We start from the raw sequence: 26,119 nt of genomic DNA, 5'->3' as shown, positions 1-26,119 counted from the left end.
TGATCTTTAAGGTCAGCTTATTACTTCAGTGACTCAATCATATTATAGTACATGCCTTTTTGAGCCATGAGTGCATCGGGTGTGCCTATTTCTGCAATACCTGCATCCTGCATTACCACTACAATATCAGCTAGCTTGATGGTGGATAGACGATGGCTCACTATAATGGCGGTTTTGTCTTTTGTAATGTCTTTAAAGTGCTCAATCAGCCGTGCCTCGGTGAAGGCGTCCAGTGAGCTGGTGGGTTCATCCAGAATGATCAGCTGGGCATCGGTATTGTAAAAGGAACGAGCAAGGGCTGTGCGCTGCCATTCGCCCCGGCTAAGCATCTGACTGCCCTTAAAAAGCGTGCCCAAAGGGGTGTTGTAGCCTTGGGGCAGATCAGAAAACAGGTGGTGGATACCGGCTTTATCGGCTGCCTCGGTGATAAAGCGCTCTTCTTTATTGCGGCGTGTATTGCCGTAGCGTACATTGTCCTGCGCGCTGACATTGTACAGCATAAAATCCTGAAAAATCACGGAAATATGCCTGGCCAGTGCCTCCCGCGAAATGCTTGACCAATCTTGTTGATCTGCTTTTATTTGACCTTCGTTGGGTTGATATAGTCCGCACAGCAATTTCACCAGGGTGGTTTTCCCGCATCCGTTACGCCCCACCAGAGCAATTGTTTTTCCCTTTGGTATGTGCAGACTGATATCTTTTAACACCCACTTTTCGGTGTTGGGATACTTAAAGCTCACCTTGTCGAAACTAATGCCATCGCACAATGGTGTGGGGAAGGGTGCCTGAAGTTTTTCTTCACTGCGGGCCATGGTTCTGAAGGCGAAGAAATTCTTGAGGAAGAGGTTATCTTCATAAAGAGAACTCAGTCCACTCAGGAGTCCCTGCAGCACGGCATAGGCCCTTTGCAGTGCCAGGAAATACATGGCCATGGAGCCGCTGCTGATTTCCCCCTTAACGGCCTGCATCACCACAAAACCAATGATGAAGAGCAGAATGAGGGTGGCAAAGAGCTGTACGAATATCTCACTCAGTGTTTTGGTTTTGGAGAGCGACCATTGCTTCTCACGCAGCTCGTTTTTAAAGGTTTCATACTCATTTTTAAAGGTTTCACCGAGATTAAAAACACGAAGTTCCTTGGCAAAATCTTTAGCCGTTAACAGGCGGTTGAAGTAGTGCACGCGCCGCTCATCCTCCGTATGTTCTCGTCGGTAGCGGTAGAGCTTGCGCGTGTAGCTAATGCGGTAGTAAAAAATAGGAGCACCGGAAATGACCAACAAGGGTACCATGCCCCAGTGTATGTTGGTAAGTACCAGTACCACCAAAATGAGGGTGAGACTGCTTTGTAGGGTTTGTAGCAAGTTGTAAAATACGCGCGCCGGCCGGTAGCTTGCATCGTTCAAGGCCCGGTAAAAGGTATCCTGAAAATTAGCATCTTCAAAGTATTGGTAGGCCAGGTGTATGGTTTTTTTGTGGATGATGTTTTGCACATAGTCGTTGACAAAATGACTCTGTCGTTCACGCACCAGGGCAGCCACCGATCCGCTGATAGCATTGAGCAAAAAGAAGGCGGCTGTTAATCCAATGGCGGTATATATTTGCTGAGCATCAATATTAGTTCCCGTAAGCTGATGGCTGACCACATCGATCAGTTGCTTTACCACATAGAGCAGTAGCAGCGGCACGATACCCCGCACCACGGTGACGGCAGCATTGATGAGTGTCCACTTTTTCGAACTGTGATAAACAATGCGCAGGGACTCGAGGAGATGGCTCAGTGATAGTTTATTGATGATGTTCATTCGAGGAAACGTGTGATTATGGCACTAAAGTAATAAAAATGTTGCCTTGCATATGCAAGGGCTCATTAGCAATGCCCGGTTTATTTATTTTGAAGCCGTAGACTGATTCTGCCCAGATAGAAAAACAAGCGTCCGCTGAAGGCGTGTGTATAGGGAATAAATCGCTTAAAAAGGCGAAAGGAAAATGTATTACAGCTGATTGCCCTGTTTTTGCGTGTGCATTGTGTTACAGTGCCCAATACTTTGCCGGACTCAACGGGAGCATCAGGCATTATCAGGCCATCGCCCTTAAAATAGTAGATGTTGCCTTTTTGATGAAGCAAGCGATGCGCCACCAGGAGGCCATTGTGGTAAAATACCCCAATGTCGCCGATCAGTGGAGGCCGGGGTTCAACCAGCAGTGTATCGCCCGGGCGCAACAAGGGGTACATACTCATTCCATGGGCGGGTACGGCCACGCGCTGTCCTTCTTTCAGGAGTTGCATCAGGGCGCTTTGTAGTTGCTGCTTAACCAAGTTCACGGAGTATTAGTTTCACAATCTCCTCATCGGGTTTAAAGCCACAGCGGTATACGCCAATTTGCTCCGTTAGTTTATGCAGGGTGTTGAGGCGTTGCTGCACCTGTGCCTCGTTGTACTGAAACTGCATGCAATTGCCTAAAAGCCCCAGGGTACCCTTTAAAACAGTTTGCTTGTCCAGAAAGTTAGTGGGCGATTGATCAATGAGAAAAGCCTTGTGCAGGGGCACTTTTTTGCTTACATCCTGGTAATAGGGCATAGGCGTGTTATAAGCACAGAACCCATTGCCTTCGGGTAGCACAATCAGGCGGTCATCATTAATGATGGTGGCGCCATATGCCTGCCATAAACCTGCCATGGTGGATTTGCCGGTGCCCGACACGGCCGTAAACAGATAGCCTTTGCCATGATAGCTAACCGTGGATGCATGAATAACAAAGCCGCCGTAGTAGTGTACGATGTATTGTAGTATGAGGATGCCGATGGGGTGCATAAAAGGATCGATGAGCAGGGCTTGTTGCTTGTGCAGGCAAAGCTGAATGGTAACTTGCCGTTCCGCTGTATTGATGATGGCCAGGGCCTCGCGGATGCCTTCGTCCTGTTCAAACTCCACCAAAATTCCTTCGTGGCTTCCCTGCTTTACGACTGACCATTTATAGGGCAGCTCATTGTCAAATTCTTCTACGCCGGAAAAGCAATTTGTATGGTGCTGCCGCTCAATCACCGAGGCTGCATCTATGCTCATGTTCCAATCTCCGGCTTCTGTGCTATTGCTTACGGCAAAGGGGTAGCTGCTGGCCTTTGTATCCAACTCAAAAAGGGGGCATAAGATGTTTGTGTTAAATCTTATGCCCCCTATTGTATATTTTTTGTTTGGTTGTGTATTGCTCATCCACTACATGTTTGAGTAATCAGGCGAATCACCACCAAAGGGATTGGGCTGTTGTGCCGGGTTGGAGTAATTGGGGGCTGATTTCAGGTAGGGTTGCTCGAATTGGACTGATTGTGATCCTGGTCCAACCTCTACAGGAGGTGTCGGTGGTTGTTCTGATTGAATTCCTAAATTGATTGCCATATCTAAAAAATGCTCCTCAATTGCCGGTTTTATATATTTTTTCTTAATCCTCATTCTTATTGGCTTCCCCGTTTTTAAAGTACTGTAATAATCCCTTTATTAACCGCTTCCTGTAAAAAATGTTTAAGGTCTGCTGCGGCTGTTTGTGGGCTTACGTCAAAAGTATTGAGTACTAATGTCAACAGTTCATCGTTGGTTTTTGCAGCACTTAAATTACTGTATATTAACGAACCTACTTCATTGAGTGAAAACACCTTTTCCATTTGTGCCACGCTGCCTACCAGCGGTACCACAACGGTTTCGTCCCCGATGTGTTTTTCCACAAAGCCGTTCTTTTTTATGTATTGTTTCGTTCCCACAACAATCCTTATAATAATGTGCGCAAAAATAGTAAAAAACAACATTTAGGCACTCTTTTGTGAGAAAAGAACCGAATAATTTGATAAAAGGTTCCGTTTATTTGCCTGATGTCTAACTCTGTTTTGAATTAAAAGGTAGTTCGGGCAAAGGGTGCCGCATCTTGTCCTATAAATTCACTTTTTAAATATTTATAATAGCCGTTAATGGCAATCATGGCGGCATTATCGGTGGTGTACGCAAACTTGGGAATAAAGGTTTCCCATTTTTTCTCGGTAGCCAGGGCGCCCAGTCGGTCGCGCAAACCTGAATTGGCCGATACGCCACCGGCCAGTGCCACCTGAGTAATGCCGGTGTCTTCTGCCGCTTTAATAAGCTTATCCATTAATATGTCGACAATGGTTTTTTGGAGGGATGCACAGATGTCGGCTTTGTTCTCCTCAATAAAATCAGGGTTTTTCTTTAATTCATCTCGAAGAAAATATAGTACCGATGTTTTCAGTCCGCTGAAGCTATAGTCGTAATCCTTAATTCGGGGTTTACTAAAGCGAAAAGCTTCAGGATTACCTTCCCGGGCCAGCTTGTCGATAAGTGGACCACCCGGATAAGGGAGTCCCATTATTTTGGCACATTTATCGAAGGCTTCACCAGCCGCATCATCAATGGTCTGGCCAATGATTTCCATGTCCAGGTGATCGCGTACTACAATAATTTGACTGTTACCCCCCGATACCAAAAGGCAAAGAAAGGGAAACTGAGGTTGGTCAGTATCATTCTCATCTTCCTTAATAAAATGAGCAAGCACATGGGCATGTAGGTGATTCACCTCGATAAGGGGTAGTTTGTTGGCCAGGGCAAAGCCTTTGGCAAAGGAAGTACCTACCAGCAGAGAGCCCATAAGACCCGGACCACGGGTGAAAGCCACCGCATCGATGTCGCTGCGCTGTATGCCGGCATCATGGATGGCTTGCTCAACTACCGGAATGATATTTTGCTGATGTGCGCGCGAGGCCAGCTCGGGCACCACACCACCGTAGGCTTTATGAACATCCTGATTGGCAACGCGATTGGAAAGGATCACATCATCTTTAAAAACGGCGGCTGAAGTATCGTCGCACGACGACTCGATTCCCAATATTATCACACTCATAATTTTTGTCAGATAGAATTCTTCGTAATCAAATTATTATTCCCACCTTTTTGCTAATTTTGGTGGGTTAAAAACGGGATAAAAGTATAAAAAAAAATATCAAAATAGGATTGTATGCTTTAGCGGGACTCATAATTGTGCCGCTTTTGTTGTATTCAGTGCTTTTATTGCCTGTTGTTCAAACTGCTGTGGTCAATTATATTACGGGCGAGCTCAGCGAAGACCTTAATACAGAGATTTCTATTGGGCGCGTGCATCTGCGTCCTTTTAAAAAGCTTGTGCTTGATGAGGTGGTTATCTTCGACCAGCAGCAAGACACACTGGTATCGGTCGGCCGACTTGCTGCTAATATCGATTCGGTGTTTTTCAAGCAAAAAAGATTATACATTAGTAGTCTTGGCTTGCAAGATCCTCAGATAGGCGTGGTGAAGTATGACTCCACCTATAACTATAATTTCCTGATTGATGCCCTCAAAATCAAACAAGATACTATGCCGGTGCAGGCATGGCAGTTTCGTCTTACTGACTTGGATTTATTGGGTGGACATCTTAGTTATAAGGAAGACAGCCTTCCACCTAAGGTTTTTTTTAGTGATATTAATGTGGCCTTGCATAACATTGCGCGCGATAGTATTTGGCATTTCGATATAGAAGATTTTAACTTTGATAATCGCCTCAAGGGTTTATCGCCCAAGGGTGTGAGTGGGCGTGTGCAACTGAGTAACACTGCCCTTCACTTGCTTAATGCCAAGGCACACACGGCTTACTCCTCCTGCCACATCGATTCGCTGAGTGTTAATTTTATAGCAGGTCAGCAGGGTTTGGATCAGCTGGGAGATTTCTACGTCAAGTTGCATCAGTCTCACCTTAGTGCCCGCGATATTGTGCAGGTTACCGAGCTAAATCGCGCCACTAACTTGGCTTTGTCGGGAGAGGTATATGGGCGGCTTGATAATATAAAGGGTCGCAATGTGCGTCTGGATTTTGGTCAGTACTCGAACTTGCTGGCTGATTTTGATATTAGCGGCCTGCCGCATCTTGACGAGACCTTTATATATCTTGGTGTGAAAAGGCTTAAAACAAGTCCTGATGACCTAAGCATGATCTTTTCGCATGTGCGGGGGCGAGCGCTTCAACTGCCGGCCGCCATTGGTAGCTTGGATGATATTAATTACCGGGGTAGTTTTACCGGCTTCCTGACCGACCTGGTGGCTTATGGCGAATTCTCCACGGCTTTGGGTAATATCAGCACCGACTTGGGGCTTAAGATTGATGAAGAGGATAACCTTTTGTTCTCCGGTCAGTTATCTACAAGGCAGTTTGATATTGGACGCCTAGCGGGTGCCGAAAAACATATTGGAAAGACATCCATGTCGGTTTCCATAAAGGGACGGCGCAGTTCGAAAGATGATTTTAACGCCTACCTGAGCGGTATAGTAGATACCTTGCGTGTTAACAATTACGACTATAAGAATATCCGCCTTAATGGCTTGTTTGCCAATAAAAAATTTGATGGTGACTTTTTAATAGACGATCCCAATGGACAACTGGGTTTTAATGGTAAGATTGATCTGTCGGGAGCCGTCCCTAATTTTCGTTTTGCCGCAAAGCTGACTGAGCTGAGGCTTGATCGTCTCAATTTGCTTAACAAGCATCGTAATAGCGTTCTTACTGCTGATATTAAAACTGATATCTCAGGTGCCGATATGGATGACCTGGTGGGTTATCTTAATGTGAAGGGGTTTCACTATCAGGCCGAAGGACACGACGTGAGCGTGGACTCTCTTCTGCTTGTTTCTGTTCGCGAAGAAGAGCGTAAACGGCTTGTCCTGCAATCAGACATTGCCGAGGGTGATCTGGTGGGGCACTATAACTTTACCCACATCGGCAATCGCTTGAAGCAAAACCTGATGCAGTTTCTCCCATCCCTTAAGCGCTATATCAATATTAAGGATAAGGTGATTAAGGAAAATGATTTTACTTTCTCCTGCACCCTTAAGGAGATGGCTGATATAGTCGCCCTTTTTGAGCCGGAGATGGATATCTCAGACAAGGGATTATTACTGGGTAGTTACGATTCGCAAGCCGGAAAAATGGATCTGGAAGCAGGGGTTGAGTATCTTAATTATAAAGGAATCAGTCTTGTTAATCCTGAGGTTCACCTGGTTGCTGATGATAACGAGAAGCTGTTGATGATTACGCGCATGAAAGAATTGAATTTGGGTAGCTTTGGTGCGCTTCATAACCTGAGTCTTCATCATACGGCAACTCACGACACCTTGCAAATGAACCTGTTTTGGAATAACTGGGATGAGTATACCAACAGTGGCTCCATTATGACAACCACTGCTTTAAAGGATCGCAATAATGGTTTTTATGCCACCACAGAACTGCACCCGTCATATATAATGGTGCGTGATAGTCTGTGGGAGATGCAGCCCACCCGTCTTCATATGCATCCCGATGGTTTTTCAACAAAGAACTTCAGGGTTCATCATGGCAATCAGGAAATTGGTGTCAATGGTTTTGTGCATCGTCATGTGAAAGATGGCCTGCGCATTCATCTACAGAATATCAACCTGGCGGAGATCGTAGGATATCAGGGTTTAAAACAGGTGGAGATAGCGGGTGCTCTCAGCGGTGTCCTCGATATTCATAAATTATACACAAGCCCCATTATCAGTGGTAATATTCATATTGATGACTTTCACTTTAACAAGGATAGGCTGGGTGACTTTGTGATTAATGCCGATTACTTGCCGCAGGATAATCAGGTGCGTATAGGTACCACTGTTACCAAGGATGGGGCAAGCCCTTTACAAGGAGGAGGAATCATCGATTTGGCTAATCAGCAGCTGTATCTTAATTACGATCTGGATAAGTTGGAGATTGGTTTTTTAAATCTGTACCTCAGTAAGGTGATGCAAAATCTGTCTGGAACTGCCAGTGGAGAGGTGTCCGTAGCCGGTTCATTGTCTCGTCCTGCCCTTTTGGGTAAGGTTAATATCGACAAAGCCTTTTTTGACGTGGGCCTTTTGCAGACCAGCTATTCCATAAGCGACTCTGTGTTTTTAGAAGCCAATACGATCCGTTTTAAGGAGCTTAAAATCGCCGATCGAAATAATCGGCAAGGAAGCTTTAGTGGCACCATTGTCCATGATGCCTTTCGAGATATGCGTTATGACTTAAAGCTGATTGCCAATAATATGTTGGTGCTCGATACGAAGTATAGCGATAATCAGTTGTATTATGGAGAAGTGTATGCCGATGGCAACTTGTCGGTTAGCGGAACCACCAAGGACTTGGTGATTGACATTGCAGGGCAGACAAAGCCGAATACTCAATTCTTTATTCCGCTTAGTGACGAAGAGAGTGCCGAGGAGAGTAATTTTATTCGTTTTGTAAAGCACGATATCAAAGGGGATGAAAATGAGGTGCCGGATATTGCAACATCGGGCGATTATGAAATAGACCTCAAGGGGATGACGGTGAGTATGGATCTGGACATAACTCCTGATGCCCGCTGTCAGGTTATCTTTGATTCTACCGTGGGTGATATATTGCGAGGTGCCGGTAATGGTAATTTGCAAATTAAGATGGACAAGGAGGGAGGTATTAACTTTTTTGGTGATTTTAGTTTTGACGAGGGAGACTATATGTTTACCCTGCAAAATGTACTTAATAAGAAGTTTGTTATCAATCCCGGCTCTTCAATTCATTGGGATGGAAATCCTTACGATGCCATCATTGATTTGAATGCTACTTATCGCCTGAAAACCAGTTTAAATGACCTGATGCCCACGCCCGAAGAGGGGTATAGTCGGCGCATACCGGTGAACTGTAATCTATTGCTTACCGACCGGCTTACACGACCTAATGTGCAGTTCGAAATCATCACGCCCTCGGAGCAGGACAATAACCAAAATGTCATTGATGCTTTTATCAATACCGAAGAGGAGTTAAACCGACAGGTGCTTTCCTTACTGGTACTGAACCGTTTTTATTCGCAGGAAAGTCAAGCTGCCGGCTCGTCGGGTAGTAACCTGGCCGGTAATAATGCGGCTCTCGTTACCACCACCGAGATGCTGTCGAATCAGCTGAGTCACTGGTTGTCGCAGATCAGTCGTGATGTGGATATTGGTGTGAGCTACCGCCCGGCCAGCGAAATGACGGACGATGAGGTGGAGGTGGCGCTCTCTACTCAGATATTTAATAACCGTGTGATTGTGAACGGTAATGTGGGATATATGCAGGATCAGACGCGCCCCAGTAACCTAATTGGTGATTTTGATGTAGAGGTGAAGCTGAATAAATCGGGTAGCCTGCGTGCCAAGGCCTATACAAAAACCAACAACGATCTGTTTTATTCTACCAATACATCGCCTACCACACAGGGAGTTGGGTTTTCTTTTAAAGAGGAATTTGACACCCTGGAAGAGCTGATGCATAAATATTGGATGAAGCTGTCAGGTCGTGCAAAGAAAGCCCAAGAAACTGAAGATGAGGAGGAGGTGAAAGATTAAATTATTTCTTTCTTAATTGAGGCGCTATTTTACTATTTTTAAAGCCAGAATTACCAATGGCACAAGTGTGCTGACAAACACGGAATGAATTAAAGAAAAAGAAATATGCAGTTACAATTGTTCATACAGGCAACAGCCGAAAACCTGCCAGCCGAAGAGCTGGTCGAAGGAGCCGAAAAAAGCATGAATTATATCGAGATGGCCATGGCCGGCGGATGGATTATGATACCGCTGGCAGTATTATCAGTGGTTTCGGTTTATATCTTTTTTGAGCGTTATTTCGCCATTCGACGTGCCAGTAACGAAGATGCTGGTTTTATGAATAAGATCAAGGATTATATTCACGACGGTAAAATAGAGTCGGCGCTGGCGCTATGTCAGTCACACGATTTTCCAGTGTCGCGCATGATTGAAAAGGGCATCACCCGTATTGGTCGTCCGTTGAGCGATGTGAATACGGCCATTGAGAATGTGGGTAACCTGGAGATTAGCCGCCTGGAGAAAAGCTTGCCTACGCTGGCCACAGTGGCGGGTGGAGCGCCCATGATTGGTTTCCTGGGTACCGTTATTGGCATGGTAAAGGCCTTTTTTGATATGGCCAATGCCGGAAATAACATCGATGTGCAGCTTTTATCGTCGGGTATTTATACGGCCATGGTAACCACCGTAACCGGTCTTGTGGTGGGGATTATTGCTTATTTTGCCTACAATATACTGGTTGCCAAGGTGGAGAAAGTGGTGTTTAAGATGGAGGCACGCACCATGGAGTTTATGGATTTACTGAACGAACCTGCACATTAACATGGCTTTAAAGCGACGAACAAAAATAAGCGCCGCCTTCAGCATGTCGTCCATGACGGACATCGTGTTTCTGTTGTTGATATTTTTTATGATCACATCAACTATGGTGCACCCCAACGCCATTAAGCTGCTCATCCCGAAGAAAACCACCAAAAAAGTGTTGGTGGAGAATTACCTGAAGGTAAGGGTAACGCAGTCAGGGCGTTTTTATGTGGATGGTAAGCGCTATGGAGTAGATGATGTAGAGTCGGGACTCTTGCAGGCATTTAATCGGCATGATAACAGCATTGTACAGTTACGTAGCGATCGTAATGCCTCAACAGGCAATGTGGCGCGTGTGCTAGATATTGCCGAAAGCAATGGAATTAAAGTAATTTTAGATATCCGATAATGGGATTAAAAAAACGAAATAAGGTAGAGGCCGGTTTCAGCATGTCGTCTATGACAGACATCGTGTTTCTGCTGCTTATATTTTTTATGATTACCTCTACCTTGGTTACGCCGCCGGCCGTACGCGATATGATACTGCCCAAGAGCGATCATCAAGTGTCGGCCAAACCCAATACGACCATATCGGTAACGGCTGATTTGCGTTATTTTGTGGAAGGAGAGCAATTGCCCTTCTGGAAGATTGAGCGACGCTTAAAAGCTATTATCGAAGCTGCTCCCGATACCTATATCGCGCTGCATGTTGATGAGTCAGTGCCTTTTTCGGTGGTGGGTAAAATACGCGACATTGCCATTCGTAACAAATATAAATTGATACTGGCTACCCAAGGTAAATAATATGGACGATAAGGATAAAAAATACGGCATAATCGGTACTACTGTTTTTCATGTAGGGATGCTTTTGATATTGATTTTCTTTGGCTTATCTACGTTACCGCAGGAAGAGGAAGGCATCCTGGTGAATTTTGGCGATACGGTGCTGGGCCAGGGCGAGGTGGAGCCTAAAGAATCGCAGGCGCCGGTAGTGGAGCAGGAGAAAACACCGCCTCCACCACCCAAAGCGGAGACTTTACCACCCCCGGCTACTGCCGATCCGGAACCGGAAGAGGAGTTAAAGACGCAGGATTTTGATGAGGCGCCGGAGATTAAATCAGCAGAGCAGAAAAAGAAGGAGAAAGAAGAAAAGGAGCGGCTGGAAGAAGAACGCAAAAAACGTGAGGAACAAGAACGCCTCGAGCGGGAGAAGGAGCAGGAGCGTCAAAAGGAATTAGAGCGTCTGCGACAGATAGAGGCCGAAAAGGAAGCTCAGCGCCAAAAGGAATTAGCCGAGCAGCGCGCTCGCGAAGAAGCGGAGCGTAAGCGTAAGGAGGAGCAAGCGCGTCAGGCTGCCGAAGCGCGGAACCGGGTATCCGGCGCGTTCAGTGGAAAGGGTAGTGGTGAGAGTACTTCGGAAGGCGATACCGGCGGAAGCGGTAATCAGGGCTATATAACCGGCGATCCTAACTCAAAAAATCGGAGCGGCTCAGGCTTGGGTAATTCGGGCAACGGTTTCGATCTGAAGGGACGTTCCTTGGTGGGTAGTTTGCCTTTACCTCAGCATAACTCTAACAAAGAAGGTATTGTGGTGATTAAGATTACTGTAGATAGCAATGGTAATGTTACATCGGCCCGCTTTGAGATGAAAGGGTCAAACACACAGGATCGCGAATTGGTGGATAATGCAAAGGCGGCCGCCATGCGGGCTAAGTTTAATGCCGATAAATCGGCCAATGCCTACGCGCAAGGTACCATCACCTATCATTTTCAGTTGGATTAGGGATAATAAGGATGTGATCTTTATGTTCGTTCAGATGCACATAAAGATCGTATCCCTGTAAATAAAAGAGCCGCCTTCTATTTGGGAGGCGGCTCTGTATTTTAAGCGTCACGTAAATCGCTGGCAGCTAAAAGCGAAGCGATCTAACAGCTGGTAGCTTTAACTTACCATGCAAACATTGGCTTGTCAGCCATCAGTGCATTTACTTTTTTGCGTGTTTCGGCAATGGCCGTTTCGTTGTCGATGTTCGAAATTACTTCATCAATCAAACCAACGATGGTGCGCATATCATCCTCCTTCAAACCACGTGATGTAACTGCAGACGTACCTACACGGAAACCAGAGGTTGAGAATGGCGAACGGGTATCAAAAGGCACCATGTTTTTGTTAATGGTAATATCGGCTTTCACTAAGGTGTTTTCTACTTTCTTACCCGATATATCAGGGAATTTAGTACGCAGGTCAATCAGCATTAAGTGGTTGTCGGTTCCGCCAGAGATGATTTTATAGCCCAGCTTCACAAACTCATCGGCCATGGCCTGAGCGTTTGAACGTACCTGGTCAACATACACGGCAAAATCATCCGAAAGGGCCTCGCCAAAAGCCACAGCCTTAGCGGCAATTACGTGCTCCAGTGGTCCGCCTTGCTGGCCTGGGAATACGGCAAAATCCAGTACGGCACTCATCATCTTGGTTTCACCTTTTGGTGTTTTGTAACCAAATGGGTTTTCGTAATCTTTACCCATCAGAATCATACCACCGCGGGGTCCGCGCAATGTTTTATGCGTAGTAGTAGTTACGATGTGGCAGTGCTCAATTGGATTGTTTAAGCGACCTTTGGCAATTAAACCGGCGGGGTGAGCCATGTCGCAAAGCAGCAAGGCACCAACCTCATCAGCCAGGCGGCGCATGCGGGCATAATCCCACTCGCGCGAGTAAGCCGATGCACCGGCAATAATCATTTTAGGCTTGTGCTCACGGGCAATGGCTTCCATCTCGTCGTAATCTACCAGGCCGGTATCTTCTTTCACATGATAACAAACCGGGTTGTAAGTAACACCCGAGAAGTTAACCGGCGAACCGTGTGTTAAGTGACCACCATGAGCCAGATCGAGCCCCATAAAAGTATCGCCCGGCTTAAGAACAGCGAAGAATACGGCAGCGTTGGCCTGAGCACCTGAGTGGGGCTGTACATTGGCATACTTGGCACCAAATAGTTCGCACGCACGGTCGATGGCCAGCTGCTCAGTCTGGTCTACCACCTGACAACCACCGTAGTAGCGCTTGCCCGGATACCCTTCGGCATATTTATTGGTCAAGCAGGAGCCTTGGGCTTCCATTACCTGCTCGCTAACAAAGTTTTCTGAAGCAATGAGCTCAATACCCTCTTTCTGACGAGCGTATTCCTTCTCAATGAGGTCGAAAATTACTGTATCTCTTTTCATTTTATAGATATTTGATTCGTTCGGAGGCGTCAGAGTCTTTTGTTAGTCAGGTATATCTGGCGCCGACTAATTATGAATATTTATTAAATGCATTTTCAATAAGCATGCCCGCCGTTACGAGTCTGCCGGCTTTGTTGCACCAAGCGATGCAATAGCTTGTTTTTCTGTCAGGGTTCACAAATTTAAGTGAACTGCCCGATAAAAAAAACAATGCAGTTTATAACTTTTCAGGAGATGCAAAAATGACATAAGGCAGATTTGATATTATTCATGTTCTGTTTAGTCGTCCGAATAGTGAATCAATACCCTGCGATAGACGGAGAATATTTTTGATTTAGACACAAAACCCAGGTATTTGCCATCTTCAACCACCGGCAGGTTCCAAGCGCTTGTTTCCTCAAATTTACGCATCACCTGATCCATATTTTCATTGATCTCAATCATGGCCGGCGGTATCGACATCAGCTCCTCCACACGCGTCTCCTGATAGAGCTCGTGGTTAAACATGATTTCCCGGATATCATCCAGTAAAACAATGCCGCGCAATTCGTTGCGATGATTGATAACCGGAAAAATATTACGCTTGGAGGTGGATATTGTTTTTACCAGTTCTCCTAGGGTCATCTCCGGATAAATGCATTTAAAATCAGTCTCAAGCACTTTTTCAAGACGCATAAGCGTTAGCACGGCCTTGTCCTTGTGGTGGGTAATCAGTTCTCCCTTTTGGGCCAGTCGCTTGGTGTAGAGCGAGTGAGATTCGAAATATTTAATGGTTAAATAGGCAATCGTTGCCGTAATCATCAGTGGAATAAACAGGCCGTAGCCATTGGTGATTTCTGCAATGAGGAAAATGGCGGTGAGAGGTGCATGCATCACACCGGCCATCATGCCGGCCATGCCCACCAGTGAAAAATGCGATGAGGGCAGATCGGTAATGCCTAATGTGTTAATTATTTTGGCAAAGACGTAGCCTGTTACTCCGCCCATAAACAGGGTAGGAGCAAAAATGCCGCCAATACCGCCGCTACCGGTTGTGGCTGCCGTGGCAAATACTTTAAACACAATGAGTAGTACCAAAAAAGTGATGAGCGCCCAGGCATTCTCGTGCCAGCCATAGAAGAAGCTCTCGCCCATTACGGCCTGGCTATTGCCATTCAACAGGTCTATAATGGTCTGATAACCTTCGCCATAAAGGGGTGGAAACAGGAAGATGAGCAGACTCAGCGACAGGCCGCCAACGATCCATTTAGCGTAGGGATTTTTTAGTTTTCCAAATTGATTTTCGATATTCATAACGCCCCGTGTAAAGTAAAGCGAAATAAAACCGGCAATAATACCCAGGAGAAGGTAGTAGGGAATATTATTGAGTAGGAAGGGGGCTTCAAGGGTGAAGGCAAACTCAGCTCCCTTGCCCAGGAAAAAGTAGGCAATGGTGGAGGCTGTGATGGCCGATATAAGCAGTGGAATAAGCGAAGCCATGGTAAGGTCCAGCATCAATACTTCCAGTGTGAATACCAGGCCAGCGATGGGTGCTTTAAAAATTCCGGCGATGGCACCTGCCGCGCCACAGCCCATCAGTAAAATAATGATTTTGGTATTCATGCGAAATAGGCGCCCTAATGATGACCCGATGGAAGCACCTGTGAGCACGATGGGAGCCTCAGCACCTACCGAGCCACCAAAGCCTATGGTGAAAGTGCTGGTAAGTATCGAAGAATAATTATTATGTGATTTAATATGACCGCCCCGTTTGGAGATGGCATATAATATTTTGCTCACTCCATGACCCAGACTGTCCTTAATGAAAAAGCGTATGATTACTACGGTTATCAGGATACCAATCATGGGGTAGGCCAGATAAAGATAATTGGTATTTTCCAGCGAGAAGTTTTCAGTGAGCCAATGGTGGGTTAAGTGAATGGTATTCTTGAGAATGACGGCCGCAAGACCACTGAAGACACCTACCATGAGGCTAAGCAAAAGAATAAAATGTTTTTGGCTAATATATTTTACACGCCAAATAAGAAGTTTTCCGATTATCCGATTGAAATTGTTCATAGCGAAAACAAAAGTAATACAAATAAAGGAGGATTACCGGTAGGCACTTGTTTTTAACGAATCTTAAGACGAGGGAAGAGATTTGTGCTATAAAGATTATTTCTATGTTAATTAAAATAAAATCTCTCCTTTTATAAGCGTGGCTCTACTTCGGGCCAGTTTTCCTTACGGGCAATGCGGCTTATCTGCATCTCGCTCACACAAAACATTTTGGCAATAAGGTTTTGTTTCACTCCCTTTTCGAGCATCCCTTTAATGGCCGCCACATCATTGGCGTTCAGCTTGGAACTGGTAACCACTTTGCCGGCTTTTCGGCGTGCCTCCTGCAATACCTTGTGCATGCGCTTGTAGCTCTCGGCCTTGGTTACCCACTGCAGGTTGGTGTAGTAGTTGTTTTGCTTGTTCCAATCCAGGTGAATAACCACATCCTGATCATCTGCGGTTTTATCAACAAAATACTCAGCGGTTAGTTTGTGTACTAAAAAAGATTTTTTCTGGCCGTTAACGCGCAGACTCACGTTAAAGAATCCTTTAATATTACCCAGCTTTACGATACGACCATTCTCCTTATCGTAGCAATAACTTTTGATGCGACCATAGTTGCTTATTTCGTATTTCTTATCGGTGAATGTTAGCTCTTTCCACTGTTCATCATCGATCTTTCGTAGCTTGCGTTCCTTTATTTTTGCTTCCATTACCATGGGTTTGATGCCATCCGATTGTAAGCGCATGCCGTAAATGCTGTTATGGATGTTATTTGAGCTTACTTAGGGAGTTTAACTAACTGTTAATAGGTAATAGCAAAATTAGAGAATTTAAGGAGGCATATCAAGAGGAACCTGCAATTGTATATTGTTAAAAAAAGTTAATAACTCAGTAGGCTGTCGTTTGCATGAACGGAGTTGTTTGTGTTTACTCGCTTGTATAATAGGGGTATAAGTGCGGGTGTTTTGTTTGTAGCTTACGTTTTTATATTGCTATAGATAAGGCGTTGCTTTCGGGCAGAGTTCACTAATTTAATATCTTTGCGGTTTTATGATCTTGTAATCAGGCCGGAAGGTATACGCAAGTAAGTTATTTTTTTATAGAATAAAGAATTACAACAATGGGGGATAAGGTAATAACCAACAAAGAAAATTACTGGAAAACACAAGAAAAGCCATTCTGGGCATTGGCACCCATGGAAGACGTAACCGATACTGTTTTCCGCGAGGTGGTGATGCGCCTGGCCCAACCAGGACACTTAAATTTGTTGTTTAGTGAGTTCTTATCTACCGATGGGTTTTGTCATCCGGTGGGGAAAGATAAAGTGGTGCATCGTTTTAATATTAACGATAGTGAGTTAGCGCTGGCACGCAAAACAGGGGTTAAACTGGTGGCCCAGATTTGGGGTACTGATCCTGAGAAATTTTATAAGACTGCCAAATACATTTCTGAAGAAACCGAATTTGATGGTATTGATGTGAATATGGGCTGCCCCATGAAAAACATTATTAAGAAGGGCGCCTGCTCGGCCTTGATAAATACCCCTGAGCTGGCGCGTGAAATTATTACGGCGGTGCATGAAGCCAGCGATTTACCGCTGAGTGTGAAAACACGTGTAGGTTTTAAGTCAGTGGTGACAGAGCCGTGGATTAGTACGCTGTTGCATTCCGAAGCCGACGCGTTGATTGTGCATGGTCGTATCCAGAAGATGATGTCGGAGGGAGAGGCCGATTGGAATGAGATTGGTAAAGCCGTTCAGCTACGTAATCAAATTAATCCGTCCATAAAATTACTGGGTAACGGCGACGTGATGTCAATTGCTCAGTCGGAGGAGAAAGTGCAGGATTATGGAGTGGATGGTGTGATGGTGGGTCGCGGTATTTTTCATAATCCTTGGTTTTATAATCCGGATTATATGCCAAAGATGGAAGAGCGCATCGCAGCCTTGCGTCTGCACGCCGGTCTTTATGCGCAAACATGGGAAGGACAAAAGCCCTGGGCCATTCTCAAGCGTTTCTTCAAAATCTACACCAATAGTTTTCCTGGAGCGGTACAGTTGCGTGCTCAGCTAATGGAGACCAACGGTTTTGATGAAGTGGAGCAGATACTCAACGATTTTCTGAAGGAACAGGAACGCCGCCGTCAGGCAAGTGAGGCTGATGGCGAATAGTCATGTGTTAATAGGCTTCTCTCTTTTGTTTAGCTTAGGCTGAGAACATCTTCAACTGATTACGATAAGCGGTAAATGCATTGGCACGTGAAATAAAGCCGAGGTATTTGCCCTTGTCGATCACCGCAATATTAAAACGGCTCGATTTGCGGAACATCTCCACCAGATCTTCCATGGTGTCATCGGGACTAATGTAGTATTCAGGCATATACATCAGATCCTTTACCAGGGTAGTTTTGTAAAGCTCAGGCTTAAAGATGATTTTTCGAATGTCATCCATCTTTATCATGCCATGTAATTGTCCCTCACCATCCACCACCGGAAAGAGGTTACGGTGTGCCTCTGAAATGACCTTCACCAGATCCCCCAGGGTGGCATCCGGCTTAATCATAGCAAAGTCTGTTTCTATCAGGTTTTTTACCTCCATCATTGTTAGCACAGCATGATCCTTATCGTGGGTTATCAACTCGCGACGCCTGGCCAGCTGATGGGTGTATACCGAGTGTTTCTCGAAGGTTTTGGTAGTGGCAAAAGAGGCTGTGGCCGTAATCATGAGGGGCAGAAACATTTCATATCCTCCCGACAGATCGGCAATGAGGAAAATACCCGTTAAGGGTGCTTGTAATACTCCGGCAATAAGTCCGGCCATGCCAATAAGAGCAAAGTTAGGCGTGTGTAGCTGATGGATACCTAGTTTATTGATGATGGAGGCAAAGAGTAAGCCCGTATTGGCACCCATAAAGAGTGTGGGAGCAAAGATACCGCCTACACCACCGCTGCCAAAGGTGAGTGAGGCGGCTACTACCTTCAGCAAGATGATGACGCTAAGGATGGATATCATGGCCACATAGTTATCGGTTAAGGGTGCCAATAATGATCCATCAAAAACATGGCTTGCATTACCTGCCAGTGCCTGGTTAATATAGTCGTATCCCTCGCCATACAAGGAAGGGAAGAAGAAGAGTATGATCCCCAGGAGCAGACCGCCCACCAGCAGCTTCACCCGGCTCTTTGTGAATTTCTCAAACCATTGTTCGATGAGTATGTATACACGTGTGAAATACGTGGCAACAAAACCCGCAATAATACCCAGTAATACATAATAGGTAAGATCCTGCAGCTCATAGGTCTGGGTCACATCGAAAGGGTATACCACTTCCTGCCCCATAAATAGGTAGGAGGTGACAACCGCCGATATGGAAGCCATGAGAATGGGTACCAGCGAGGCCAGCGTCAGATCCAGCATAATGACTTCCAGGGCAAATACGATGGCAGCAATGGGAGCTTTAAAAATGGCTGCCATGGCACCGGCGCAGGCACAGCCCAGCAGTAGCTTTATTTGCCGGTAGTTAAGTCGGAATAACTGCCCTACATTACTTCCGATGGCTGCTCCGGTGGATACCGTAGGACCCTCCAAACCCACACTGCCACCAAAACCGACCGTCAGGGCACTGGTGATGATCGATGAGAACATATTGTGAGGGTTCATCTGCCCCTGATTCTTGGAGATGGCGTAAAGTACATTGGGAATACCATGGCGTACCGGTCGCTTAATCACATATTTAATAAATAATACGGAAAGCATAATGCCGATGGATGGGGTAATTAGGTAAAAATAACCCTTACTGTTTAAGGTAAACTGATGAACCAGCTCGCTGATGAAATGAACCGAATTTTTGATGATAACTGCCGCCAAGCCCGCGCCGATGCCTACTAAAATACTTAGTATCATCATAAACTGACGGTTGCTGACATGGCGCAGGCGCCAAACTAAAAACTGTCGGAAGAGCGATTTTCGATTCATGGGTTTTGTTTGTGTTAGCAAGGTAGTGAAAAAGTATATTTACACGCAACCGTGCGAAACTAAGCAATGCTGTTGCCATCGTAAATGAGTAATGTCAGGAGTAAACATTGAGGAGTGAGAAATGAGCAGTAAGGAGTAAGGATACAGTGCTATCGTATTAATATGCCCAGCATTAAATGCAAGACCTATCATTTCCAAAAACTATAAAAAGCCATCGTGTGCTTGAATTTTAAATGCGGTTACCCTGAGACGGTAGTGAGTTGTGCCTGGTTTATTGAAAAACTTTTTATAATTGTGCTTGTTTAAACTTGTGGGTGAAAAAATGAACGTATGAAGAAACTTTTAGTATCGCTGGCCTGTGTGCTGTTTTATGGTGTTGTATCGGCTCAGAAAGGATCTGTATCGGGTATTGTTAAAGATGCTTATACTAATGAGCCACTTCCTTTTGTAAATGTGGTGTTGTATGAAACCAACGTGGGCACGGTAACCGACACCCTGGGGCGCTTTGAATTGAAGAATGTGCCGGCTGGTTTTATTCGTGTTCAATTGTCGTCCATTGGCTACAAACCACTTATCACCGAGCAGATCAATGTATCTCAGATCCGCAATAACTACCTTGAATTACGGCTCGAGAGTAGTAGCGAAGCATTGGAGGAGGTGCGAATAACGGCCTCGCCCTTTGCTGTTAATCCAAAGGCACCGGTGTCCTTGCGCCGCATAGGTATCGATCAGATTGAGAAGAGTGCAGGTGCCAATCGTGACATATCCAAGGTGTTGCAGTCATTTCCCGGAGTGGGAAGTGCCAGTACTTTCCGTAACGATTTATTCGTGCGCGGTGGAGGCCCTTCCGAGAATCGCTTTTTTATCGATGGCATTGAAATACCTAATCTTAATCATTTTACTACGCAAGGTGCCTCGGGTGGCCCTGTGGGCATTCTGAATGTGGATTTTATTCGGGAAGTGGATTTTTATTCCAGTGCTTTCCCTGCATCACGTGGTAATGCCTTGAGTTCGGTTTTCGAATTTAAGCAGATTGATGTGCGGGAGGATAAGCCGCGTTTCAAAGGAAGTATAGGCGCATCAGATTTGTCACTGACTACCACGGCACCCCTCAGCGAAAAGACCGGTCTGATTGCTTCCGTGCGACGCTCTTATCTGCAATTTCTGTTTGATGCGCTGGAGCTACCCTTTTTACCAACCTTCACTGATTTTCAGTTTAAAACGCAAACGCGTATAGATGCGAAAAATGAGATTACTTTTATTGGGGTAGGCGCTATTGATCGGTTTAAGTTAAACCTTGATGCTGAGCCTAGCGATGAGAATAATTATATTTTGGACTACCTGCCTATTAACAATCAGTGGAACTACACCCTGGGAGCTGCCTACAAACATTTTTTTGAGCGTAGCTACATCTCCATGTTCCTTAGTCGTAACCATCTGAATAATGAGGCCTACAAATATCGTGATAATATTGAGATACCCGAGAATCTGGTAACGGATTATTCATCGGACGAGATAGAGAATAAATTCAGGATAGAATATACAACGCGACCCAATGACTTTACCATTAACGTGGGTGCAGGTACTGAATATGTGCAGTATCGTAATCGTACTTTTAATAAGGTATTTGAAGATGATGTGCCCAAGGTTATCGACTATACCTCTACGCTCGATTTGTTTAAGTGGTCGCTCTTTGCCTCTGTTTCACATCCTTTTTTTAACGAGCGGCTTACCTTATCCGCAGGACTGCGGATGGATGCCAACAGCTATTCTTCGGATATGAATAATTTAATGCAGCAACTAAGTCCACGACTTTCTGCTTCATATATGTTATTGCCCGATGTGTATGTGAATATGAATATGGGACGCTATTATCAGCATCCGGCCTACACCAGCATGGGCTACCGCAATAACGAAGGCGAATTGGTGAATAAGACCAACGGTTTGAGCCATATCAAGGCCGATCACTGGGTGGGTGGGCTCGAGTATCGTCCCAATAGTCGGACCCGTATAACGCTGGAGGGTTTTTATAAGCGCTACGATGATTATCCTTTCTCGCTGCGCGACTCCATTTCCATGGCAAGTAAGGGCGGCGATTTTGGTGTTTTTGGCGATGAAGCGGTCAGCTCTACTTCAAAGGGTAAGGCCTATGGTGCCGAGCTACTGGTGCGTACACGAACTAATAAGGGGCTTAACATTATTGCGGCCTACACCTACGTGCGCAGCGAATTTACCGATGGGAAGGACAATTATGTGCCTTCCTCGTGGGATAGTCGCCATATTTTTACCTTCACGGGAAATCGTCCGCTGGGTAAAAATTGGGATCTGGGGCTTAAATGGCGTTTTGTGGGAGGCTTGCCTTACACGCCTTACGATTTTGAGAAATCGTCGCTGGTGCTGGCCTGGGATGCACAAAACAGGCAGTATCTCGACTATTCGCAGTTTAATACGCGCCGCCTCGATAGTTTCCATCAGCTGGATGTGAGGGTGGATAAAACCTGGTATCTTAATAAGATGAGTATTGGCTTTTACATCGACATTCAAAATCTTTATAACCGTAAGGCCGATCAGGCTCCTGAACTGGTGCAGTCACTGGATGAGAATGGTCAGGCTATCATCATAAATCCCGGGGCGCCATTGGATCAGCAGCGTTACCTTTTAAAGGAGATTAGTACCACATCGGGTACAGTGCTGCCCACCCTGGGTCTTATGATTGAGTTTTAACCGCCATGTTGTGAAAAATGCCGATATTTGAGGTGTTAACAAAGAGAAAACAACACGATATTATGAATATTGTTTTTATCGGATCGGGAAATGTGGCTACCCACCTTGCCAAGGCTTTGTATGCTTCCGGACACACAGTGATGCAGGTTTTTAGCCGGCAACTTACTCATGCTAAGGAATTGGCCGATCAGGTGGCTGCATCGGCAGTGAGTGATCTAGACCTGCTTACACGGCAGGCCGATCTGTATATCATTTCTGTTAAGGATGATGCCTTGTTAACGGTGGCAGCAGCGATGCCCGATGTAGAGGGGCGTGTAGTGCATACTGCCGGCAGTGTTGCCATGGACGTGTTGAGTCGTTTTAAGCAGCATGGTGTTTTCTACCCTTTCCAGACCTTTACGAAGCAGCGTGCTACCGATTTTAAACAGATACCCATTCTGGTGGAGGCATCGGATATGGCCAGTGTTCATAGCTTGCTGGAGCTGGCTCATTCGCTTAGCGAGACAGTACTGGAAGCCTCTTCGAAGCAACGGGGCGACTTGCATATTGCGGCCGTATTTGCTTGTAATTTTGTAAATCAGATGTATCGGGTTGCGGAAGAAACACTGGAAGCCAGCGCACTGCCCTTCGATCTGCTAAAGCCGCTGATTGCCGAGACAGCCCAGAAAATAATGGCCTTATCGCCGGCACAGACTCAAACGGGCCCGGCAGCACGTAATGATCAGGACGTGATCAATAAGCACCTTGATGCCCTGGCGCATCAGCCCGAGTTACAAAACCTCTATCGGGTGCTGACTGATAGCATAAGCAGGCGGTCTAAGTAGTGGGCTGTCCGGCCAGTATATCCGCCAGATGAATGGTTTTGAGTGCTATGTTGTGAGCCTTGATGTAGCTTTGGATATTAAGCAGGCAGGAAGCTTCGCTGGATACTATATAATCAGCACCGGTGGAGAGCGCGTTTTGCACCTTTTGCTCTGTCATGGCCGTTGATATGGGGGCATACTTCAGCATAAAAGTGCCGCCAAAGCCGCAACATTCATCACGGCGGGGCATTTTAATCAGCTTCAGTCCGGCCACCTCGGCAAGCAGCTGCCTTGGTTCATCACCCAAGCCATATTCCCGCAGCGCCGAGCAGGCATCGTGATAGCATACTTTATGCGGGAAATGTGCGCTGAAATCCAGTTTTTTGACTTGGTTAACCAGAAAATCACTCAGCTCAAAGGTGTAGTTTTTAAGCCGTTGAGCACTTTCAGTATCTATCATATCGGCATAATGGTTGCGAATGTAGGCAGCACACGAAGCCGAGGGCGTAATAATGGGGCGTGTATGGGGAAAATCACGGATGAATTTATTGGCCAGTTTAGTGGCATGCAAAGTGTCGCCTCCGTTATAAAGTGCCTGACCACAGCAGGTTTGCTCTGTGTTGTAGTGTACCTCGCATCCGGCCTGCTCAAGCAGCTTAACGGTGCTCCAGGCCGTGTGGGGAAACATCTGGTCAATAAAACAGGGAACAAATAAATCGACTTGCATGCGTTTTGTATTTTGTGCTTCAAAGTTACAATTCCCCTTGTAAAGCCAGCTAAAATGGCAACAGAATGTGTGTATTTCTCATGTCTTGATGTAACTGTATTGGTTTTTCTGCGTTGAAGGTCATGTGCTTGGAAATTAAATGAAGGATGAAGAGGTATATTGAGCAGTTGATAGAGGATTTGGAAAGCGCACAGGCAAAGGCGAGCGAGCGTTTATATTCGTTTTTTGATGCAGCCGCAGGCAATGAGGAACAGCCCTTGCAGGACGACGATGAGGAAGGAATTAAGCTGTGTGACCTTATTGGTATCGAACAGTTTTATTTCCCTGATATTGATTATGCTGACGACGAAGAGATTGAGATGCTCGTTGAGCGAATGCAGTCGCTTTACACAGCCTATGGACTTAATCCGCTTTTTGAGCAATGTGTCAATGCTCGTATTAAGTACGGGCACCTTCGCTACTATCTGGCGCAGCCTGTTTATCCGCTTCAGTATCAGATGGTGGATATCGAAATGTGTGATTACCTTTCGCATCATTGTCCCCTGTTCGACCTGTGTTCGCAACATAATACCCATGGCGTATGTTGTGCCATTAAAAAGAGGGCGTAAAGTGCATACTAGTAAAGTTGCGCTTCAAAACTAACCTCAAAAAGCTGTTTAATATACTAAAGTAATGTGTGCATAATTAATTGAGTTAGGTCATTCAAATTTAATAGACACGCCGGACTGTTTGTCGCTAATAGCTATCATCGAGTTGCTATTCCTTAGCAGGTACAAACTTCAAAGAAATAGAATTGACACAATGTCGTGTGTTTTTCGAAGTGAAACCTTCGCCAATGAATACATGCCCCAGGTGGCCTTTGCAGCGGGCGCATATTATTTCAGTGCGCCGGCCATCGGGGTCGGGCACGCGCTCAACAGCACCGTCTATCTCATCATCAAAACTGGGCCATCCGCACTGCGAATCAAACTTATCGCTTGAATTATAAAGGGGTGTATCGCATTGTTTACACAAGTATTGACCCTTTTCTTTGTGATTATTGTATTCACCCGTAAAAGGGTATTCGGTTCCCTTGTGTAAAATCACCCGTTGCTCTTCTTTTGTAAGCGGGTTAAGTTGGTATTTCGTCGAATCTTGTGCCATAATGTCGATGGTGAAGCAAGCCAAAAATAATATTACAAAAACCTTTAACATCTCCGTAATTTTTTTACTTAAACTCATTTTAAATAGAGCAAAACGAATGATTTTTTGTTCAAACGCCCAATCACCTCCTTTTGTTGAGTTTTAGTTGGTGTGAATGCAGGTCTAACCTATTGGTTGTGTTGGATATCGAATCGATATTTTCACATTTAGTAATAATATTACTTTTATCGTTGTGTATGTGTGTTTCTGTCTAATATACAGTGGATCAGGGCTCTGTGTTAAACTTTGTTAATTGCGCTGATTTTATATATTTGTCAACCGATAATAATTCTTTACCAAAAAATGAAGCAATGGGATTAAAAATTGTAGTTCTTGCCAAGCAAGTACCTGATACCCGAAATGTAGGCAAAGATGCCATGAAAGCGGATGGAACCGTGAATCGCGCTGCTTTGCCGGCAATCTTCAATCCTGAGGATTTGAATGCCCTGGAGCAGGCCTTACGATTAAAAGATACTTACCCGGGCACTGAGGTGTCCATATTAACCATGGGACCTGGACGAGCTGCCGATGTTATCCGCGAAGGACTTTACCGCGGTGCAGATAATGGTTTTCTTCTAACTGATCGTGCCTTTGCCGGTTCCGATACGCTGGCTACCTCTTACGCCTTATCCTGTGCCATCCGCAAGATGGATAAATATGACTTGATCATCGCCGGTCGTCAGGCCATTGATGGCGATACCGCCCAGGTAGGTCCACAGGTGGCAGAAAAGCTGGGCTTACCCCAGGTAACCTATGCCGAAGAGGTGCTCTCGGCGGATAAGAAAAAGATTGTCATCAAGCGTCGTCTTGAGCGCGGGGTAGAAACTGTAGAAATGCCCTTGCCCGGCGTTATTACGGTGAATGCCAGTGCGCCTGATTGCCGTCCCCGTAATGCTAAGCTTTTGATGAAATTCAAGCATGCCAAAACCATTACCGAGCGTCAGAGCGAATCGGAAGATTACATTGATTTAACAGCTGATCGTCCCTATTTGAATATCGAAGAGTGGAGCGTGAATGATATTGAAACAGATGTCAATTGGTTAGGCTTATCCGGCTCACCTACTAAGGTGAAAAAAATCGAAAATGTCGTGTTTCAGGCCAAAGAAGCCAAGCGCCTGACGCCTGCCGATGAGGAGATTGATGAATTAATGAAAGAATTAATTGCTAACCACACTATAGGCTAGAAAGCTGATGGCTAATAGCCTTTAGCTAATAGCTTTTGTTTCACCG

The 26,119-nt window shown here is 45.5% G+C and carries 22 protein-coding genes; 10 read left to right on the top strand and 12 right to left on the bottom strand.

The window, feature by feature from the left end:
• Positions 1-20: 20 nt before the first annotated feature.
• The 6 genes from ACRD7A_RS02430 to tsaD all read right to left on the bottom strand — a co-directional run bounded on the left by ACRD7A_RS02430 (position 21) and on the right by tsaD (position 4,902).
• Positions 21-1,802, bottom strand: a complete 1,782-nt coding sequence (locus ACRD7A_RS02430; RefSeq protein WP_430809756.1) for an ABC transporter ATP-binding protein — start codon at positions 1,800-1,802, stop codon at positions 21-23.
• A gap of 80 nt (positions 1,803-1,882) precedes the next feature.
• Positions 1,883-2,323 (bottom strand): S24 family peptidase, encoded by a 441-nt coding sequence (locus ACRD7A_RS02425; RefSeq protein WP_430809755.1) that lies wholly within the window; start codon positions 2,321-2,323, stop codon positions 1,883-1,885.
• Entirely contained in the window at positions 2,310-3,212 is a 903-nt protein-coding gene (locus ACRD7A_RS02420; protein WP_430809754.1) for a hypothetical protein, read from the bottom strand. Before ACRD7A_RS02420 ends, ACRD7A_RS02425 begins: the two co-directional genes overlap by 14 nt.
• Positions 3,213-3,215: 3 nt before the next feature.
• Positions 3,216-3,449, bottom strand: a complete 234-nt coding sequence (locus tag ACRD7A_RS02415; protein ID WP_430809753.1) for a hypothetical protein — start codon at positions 3,447-3,449, stop codon at positions 3,216-3,218.
• Between the two features lie 20 nt (positions 3,450-3,469).
• Positions 3,470-3,754 (bottom strand): PqqD family protein, encoded by a 285-nt coding sequence (locus ACRD7A_RS02410; protein ID WP_430809752.1) that lies wholly within the window; start codon positions 3,752-3,754, stop codon positions 3,470-3,472.
• 128 nt (positions 3,755-3,882) lie between these two features.
• Positions 3,883-4,902, bottom strand: coding sequence for a tRNA (adenosine(37)-N6)-threonylcarbamoyltransferase complex transferase subunit TsaD (gene tsaD / locus ACRD7A_RS02405; RefSeq protein ID WP_430809751.1), 1,020 nt, complete (start codon positions 4,900-4,902; stop codon positions 3,883-3,885).
• Between the two features lie 137 nt (positions 4,903-5,039).
• On the opposite strand from tsaD, the gene ACRD7A_RS02400 reads away from it, so the two are divergent.
• The 5 genes from ACRD7A_RS02400 (at position 5,040) to ACRD7A_RS02380 (ending at position 11,991) form a co-directional block, all read left to right on the top strand.
• Positions 5,040-9,425 (top strand): translocation/assembly module TamB domain-containing protein, encoded by a 4,386-nt coding sequence (locus tag ACRD7A_RS02400; protein WP_489672202.1) that lies wholly within the window; start codon positions 5,040-5,042, stop codon positions 9,423-9,425.
• Positions 9,426-9,530: 105 nt separating this feature from the next.
• Positions 9,531-10,226, top strand: coding sequence for a MotA/TolQ/ExbB proton channel family protein (locus tag ACRD7A_RS02395; protein WP_430809749.1), 696 nt, complete (start codon positions 9,531-9,533; stop codon positions 10,224-10,226).
• Between the two features lies 1 nt (position 10,227).
• The gene (locus ACRD7A_RS02390) at positions 10,228-10,617 is read left to right on the top strand and encodes an ExbD/TolR family protein (RefSeq protein ID WP_430809748.1); all 390 of its coding nucleotides are present in this window, start codon (positions 10,228-10,230) and stop codon (positions 10,615-10,617) included.
• Positions 10,617-11,012 carry an ExbD/TolR family protein gene (locus tag ACRD7A_RS02385; protein WP_430809747.1) on the top strand — a complete coding sequence of 132 codons (396 nt, stop codon included), beginning with the start codon at positions 10,617-10,619 and terminating at the stop codon, positions 11,010-11,012. Before ACRD7A_RS02390 ends, ACRD7A_RS02385 begins: the two co-directional genes overlap by 1 nt.
• Before the next feature lies 1 nt (position 11,013).
• On the top strand, positions 11,014-11,991 hold the full coding sequence (locus ACRD7A_RS02380; RefSeq protein ID WP_430809746.1) for an energy transducer TonB family protein: 978 nt from the start codon (positions 11,014-11,016) through the stop codon (positions 11,989-11,991).
• Between the two features lie 164 nt (positions 11,992-12,155).
• Here the strand turns inward: ACRD7A_RS02380 and glyA are convergent, their stop codons facing one another.
• From glyA to ACRD7A_RS02365, 3 genes are all read right to left on the bottom strand, one after another.
• The gene (gene glyA / locus ACRD7A_RS02375) at positions 12,156-13,436 is read right to left on the bottom strand and encodes a serine hydroxymethyltransferase (RefSeq protein ID WP_430809745.1); all 1,281 of its coding nucleotides are present in this window, start codon (positions 13,434-13,436) and stop codon (positions 12,156-12,158) included.
• Positions 13,437-13,715: 279 nt separating this feature from the next.
• Positions 13,716-15,416, bottom strand: a complete 1,701-nt coding sequence (locus ACRD7A_RS02370; protein ID WP_430809744.1) for a chloride channel protein — start codon at positions 15,414-15,416, stop codon at positions 13,716-13,718.
• A 209-nt stretch (positions 15,417-15,625) separates the two neighbouring features.
• A complete protein-coding gene (locus tag ACRD7A_RS02365) occupies positions 15,626-16,225 on the bottom strand; it encodes an NUMOD4 domain-containing protein (protein WP_430809743.1) in 600 nt (199 codons plus the stop codon).
• A gap of 374 nt (positions 16,226-16,599) precedes the next feature.
• On the opposite strand from ACRD7A_RS02365, the gene ACRD7A_RS02360 reads away from it, so the two are divergent.
• Positions 16,600-17,649, top strand: a complete 1,050-nt coding sequence (locus tag ACRD7A_RS02360; RefSeq protein ID WP_430809742.1) for a tRNA dihydrouridine synthase — start codon at positions 16,600-16,602, stop codon at positions 17,647-17,649.
• 34 nt (positions 17,650-17,683) lie between these two features.
• Here ACRD7A_RS02360 and ACRD7A_RS02355 read toward each other — a convergent pair whose 3' ends face one another.
• Positions 17,684-19,453 carry a chloride channel protein gene (locus ACRD7A_RS02355; protein WP_430809741.1) on the bottom strand — a complete coding sequence of 590 codons (1,770 nt, stop codon included), beginning with the start codon at positions 19,451-19,453 and terminating at the stop codon, positions 17,684-17,686.
• Positions 19,454-19,783: 330 nt separating this feature from the next.
• Between ACRD7A_RS02355 and ACRD7A_RS02350 the strand changes: the two genes are divergently transcribed.
• Both ACRD7A_RS02350 and ACRD7A_RS02345 read left to right on the top strand, forming a co-directional pair.
• Positions 19,784-22,177, top strand: coding sequence for a TonB-dependent receptor (locus tag ACRD7A_RS02350; protein ID WP_430809740.1), 2,394 nt, complete (start codon positions 19,784-19,786; stop codon positions 22,175-22,177).
• Positions 22,178-22,239: 62 nt separating this feature from the next.
• Positions 22,240-23,001, top strand: a complete 762-nt coding sequence (locus ACRD7A_RS02345) for a Rossmann-like and DUF2520 domain-containing protein (protein WP_430809739.1) — start codon at positions 22,240-22,242, stop codon at positions 22,999-23,001.
• Here the strand turns inward: ACRD7A_RS02345 and ACRD7A_RS02340 are convergent.
• Entirely contained in the window at positions 22,994-23,707 is a 714-nt protein-coding gene (locus ACRD7A_RS02340) for a (Fe-S)-binding protein (RefSeq protein ID WP_430809738.1), read from the bottom strand. The two genes, ACRD7A_RS02345 and ACRD7A_RS02340, sit on opposite strands and share 8 nt — an antisense overlap.
• 146 nt (positions 23,708-23,853) lie before the next feature.
• Between ACRD7A_RS02340 and ACRD7A_RS02335 the strand changes: the two genes are divergently transcribed.
• A complete protein-coding gene (locus tag ACRD7A_RS02335) occupies positions 23,854-24,315 on the top strand; it encodes a hypothetical protein (RefSeq protein WP_430809737.1) in 462 nt (153 codons plus the stop codon).
• A gap of 148 nt (positions 24,316-24,463) precedes the next feature.
• Here the strand turns inward: ACRD7A_RS02335 and ACRD7A_RS02330 are convergent, their stop codons facing one another.
• Positions 24,464-24,901, bottom strand: a complete 438-nt coding sequence (locus ACRD7A_RS02330; protein ID WP_430809735.1) for a methionine-R-sulfoxide reductase — start codon at positions 24,899-24,901, stop codon at positions 24,464-24,466.
• Between the two features lie 299 nt (positions 24,902-25,200).
• Here ACRD7A_RS02330 and ACRD7A_RS02325 point away from each other — a divergent pair, with 299 nt between their 5' ends.
• The gene (locus ACRD7A_RS02325) at positions 25,201-26,073 is read left to right on the top strand and encodes an electron transfer flavoprotein subunit beta/FixA family protein (protein ID WP_430809734.1); all 873 of its coding nucleotides are present in this window, start codon (positions 25,201-25,203) and stop codon (positions 26,071-26,073) included.
• Positions 26,074-26,119: the final 46 nt, after the last annotated feature.

This window comes from Carboxylicivirga longa, assembly GCF_050589825.1.
Classification (GTDB): Bacteria; Bacteroidota; Bacteroidia; order Bacteroidales; family Marinilabiliaceae; genus Carboxylicivirga; species Carboxylicivirga longa.
The sequence above is the reverse complement of the archived record's forward strand: the minus strand, read 5'-3'. Positions and strand labels throughout refer to the sequence as shown.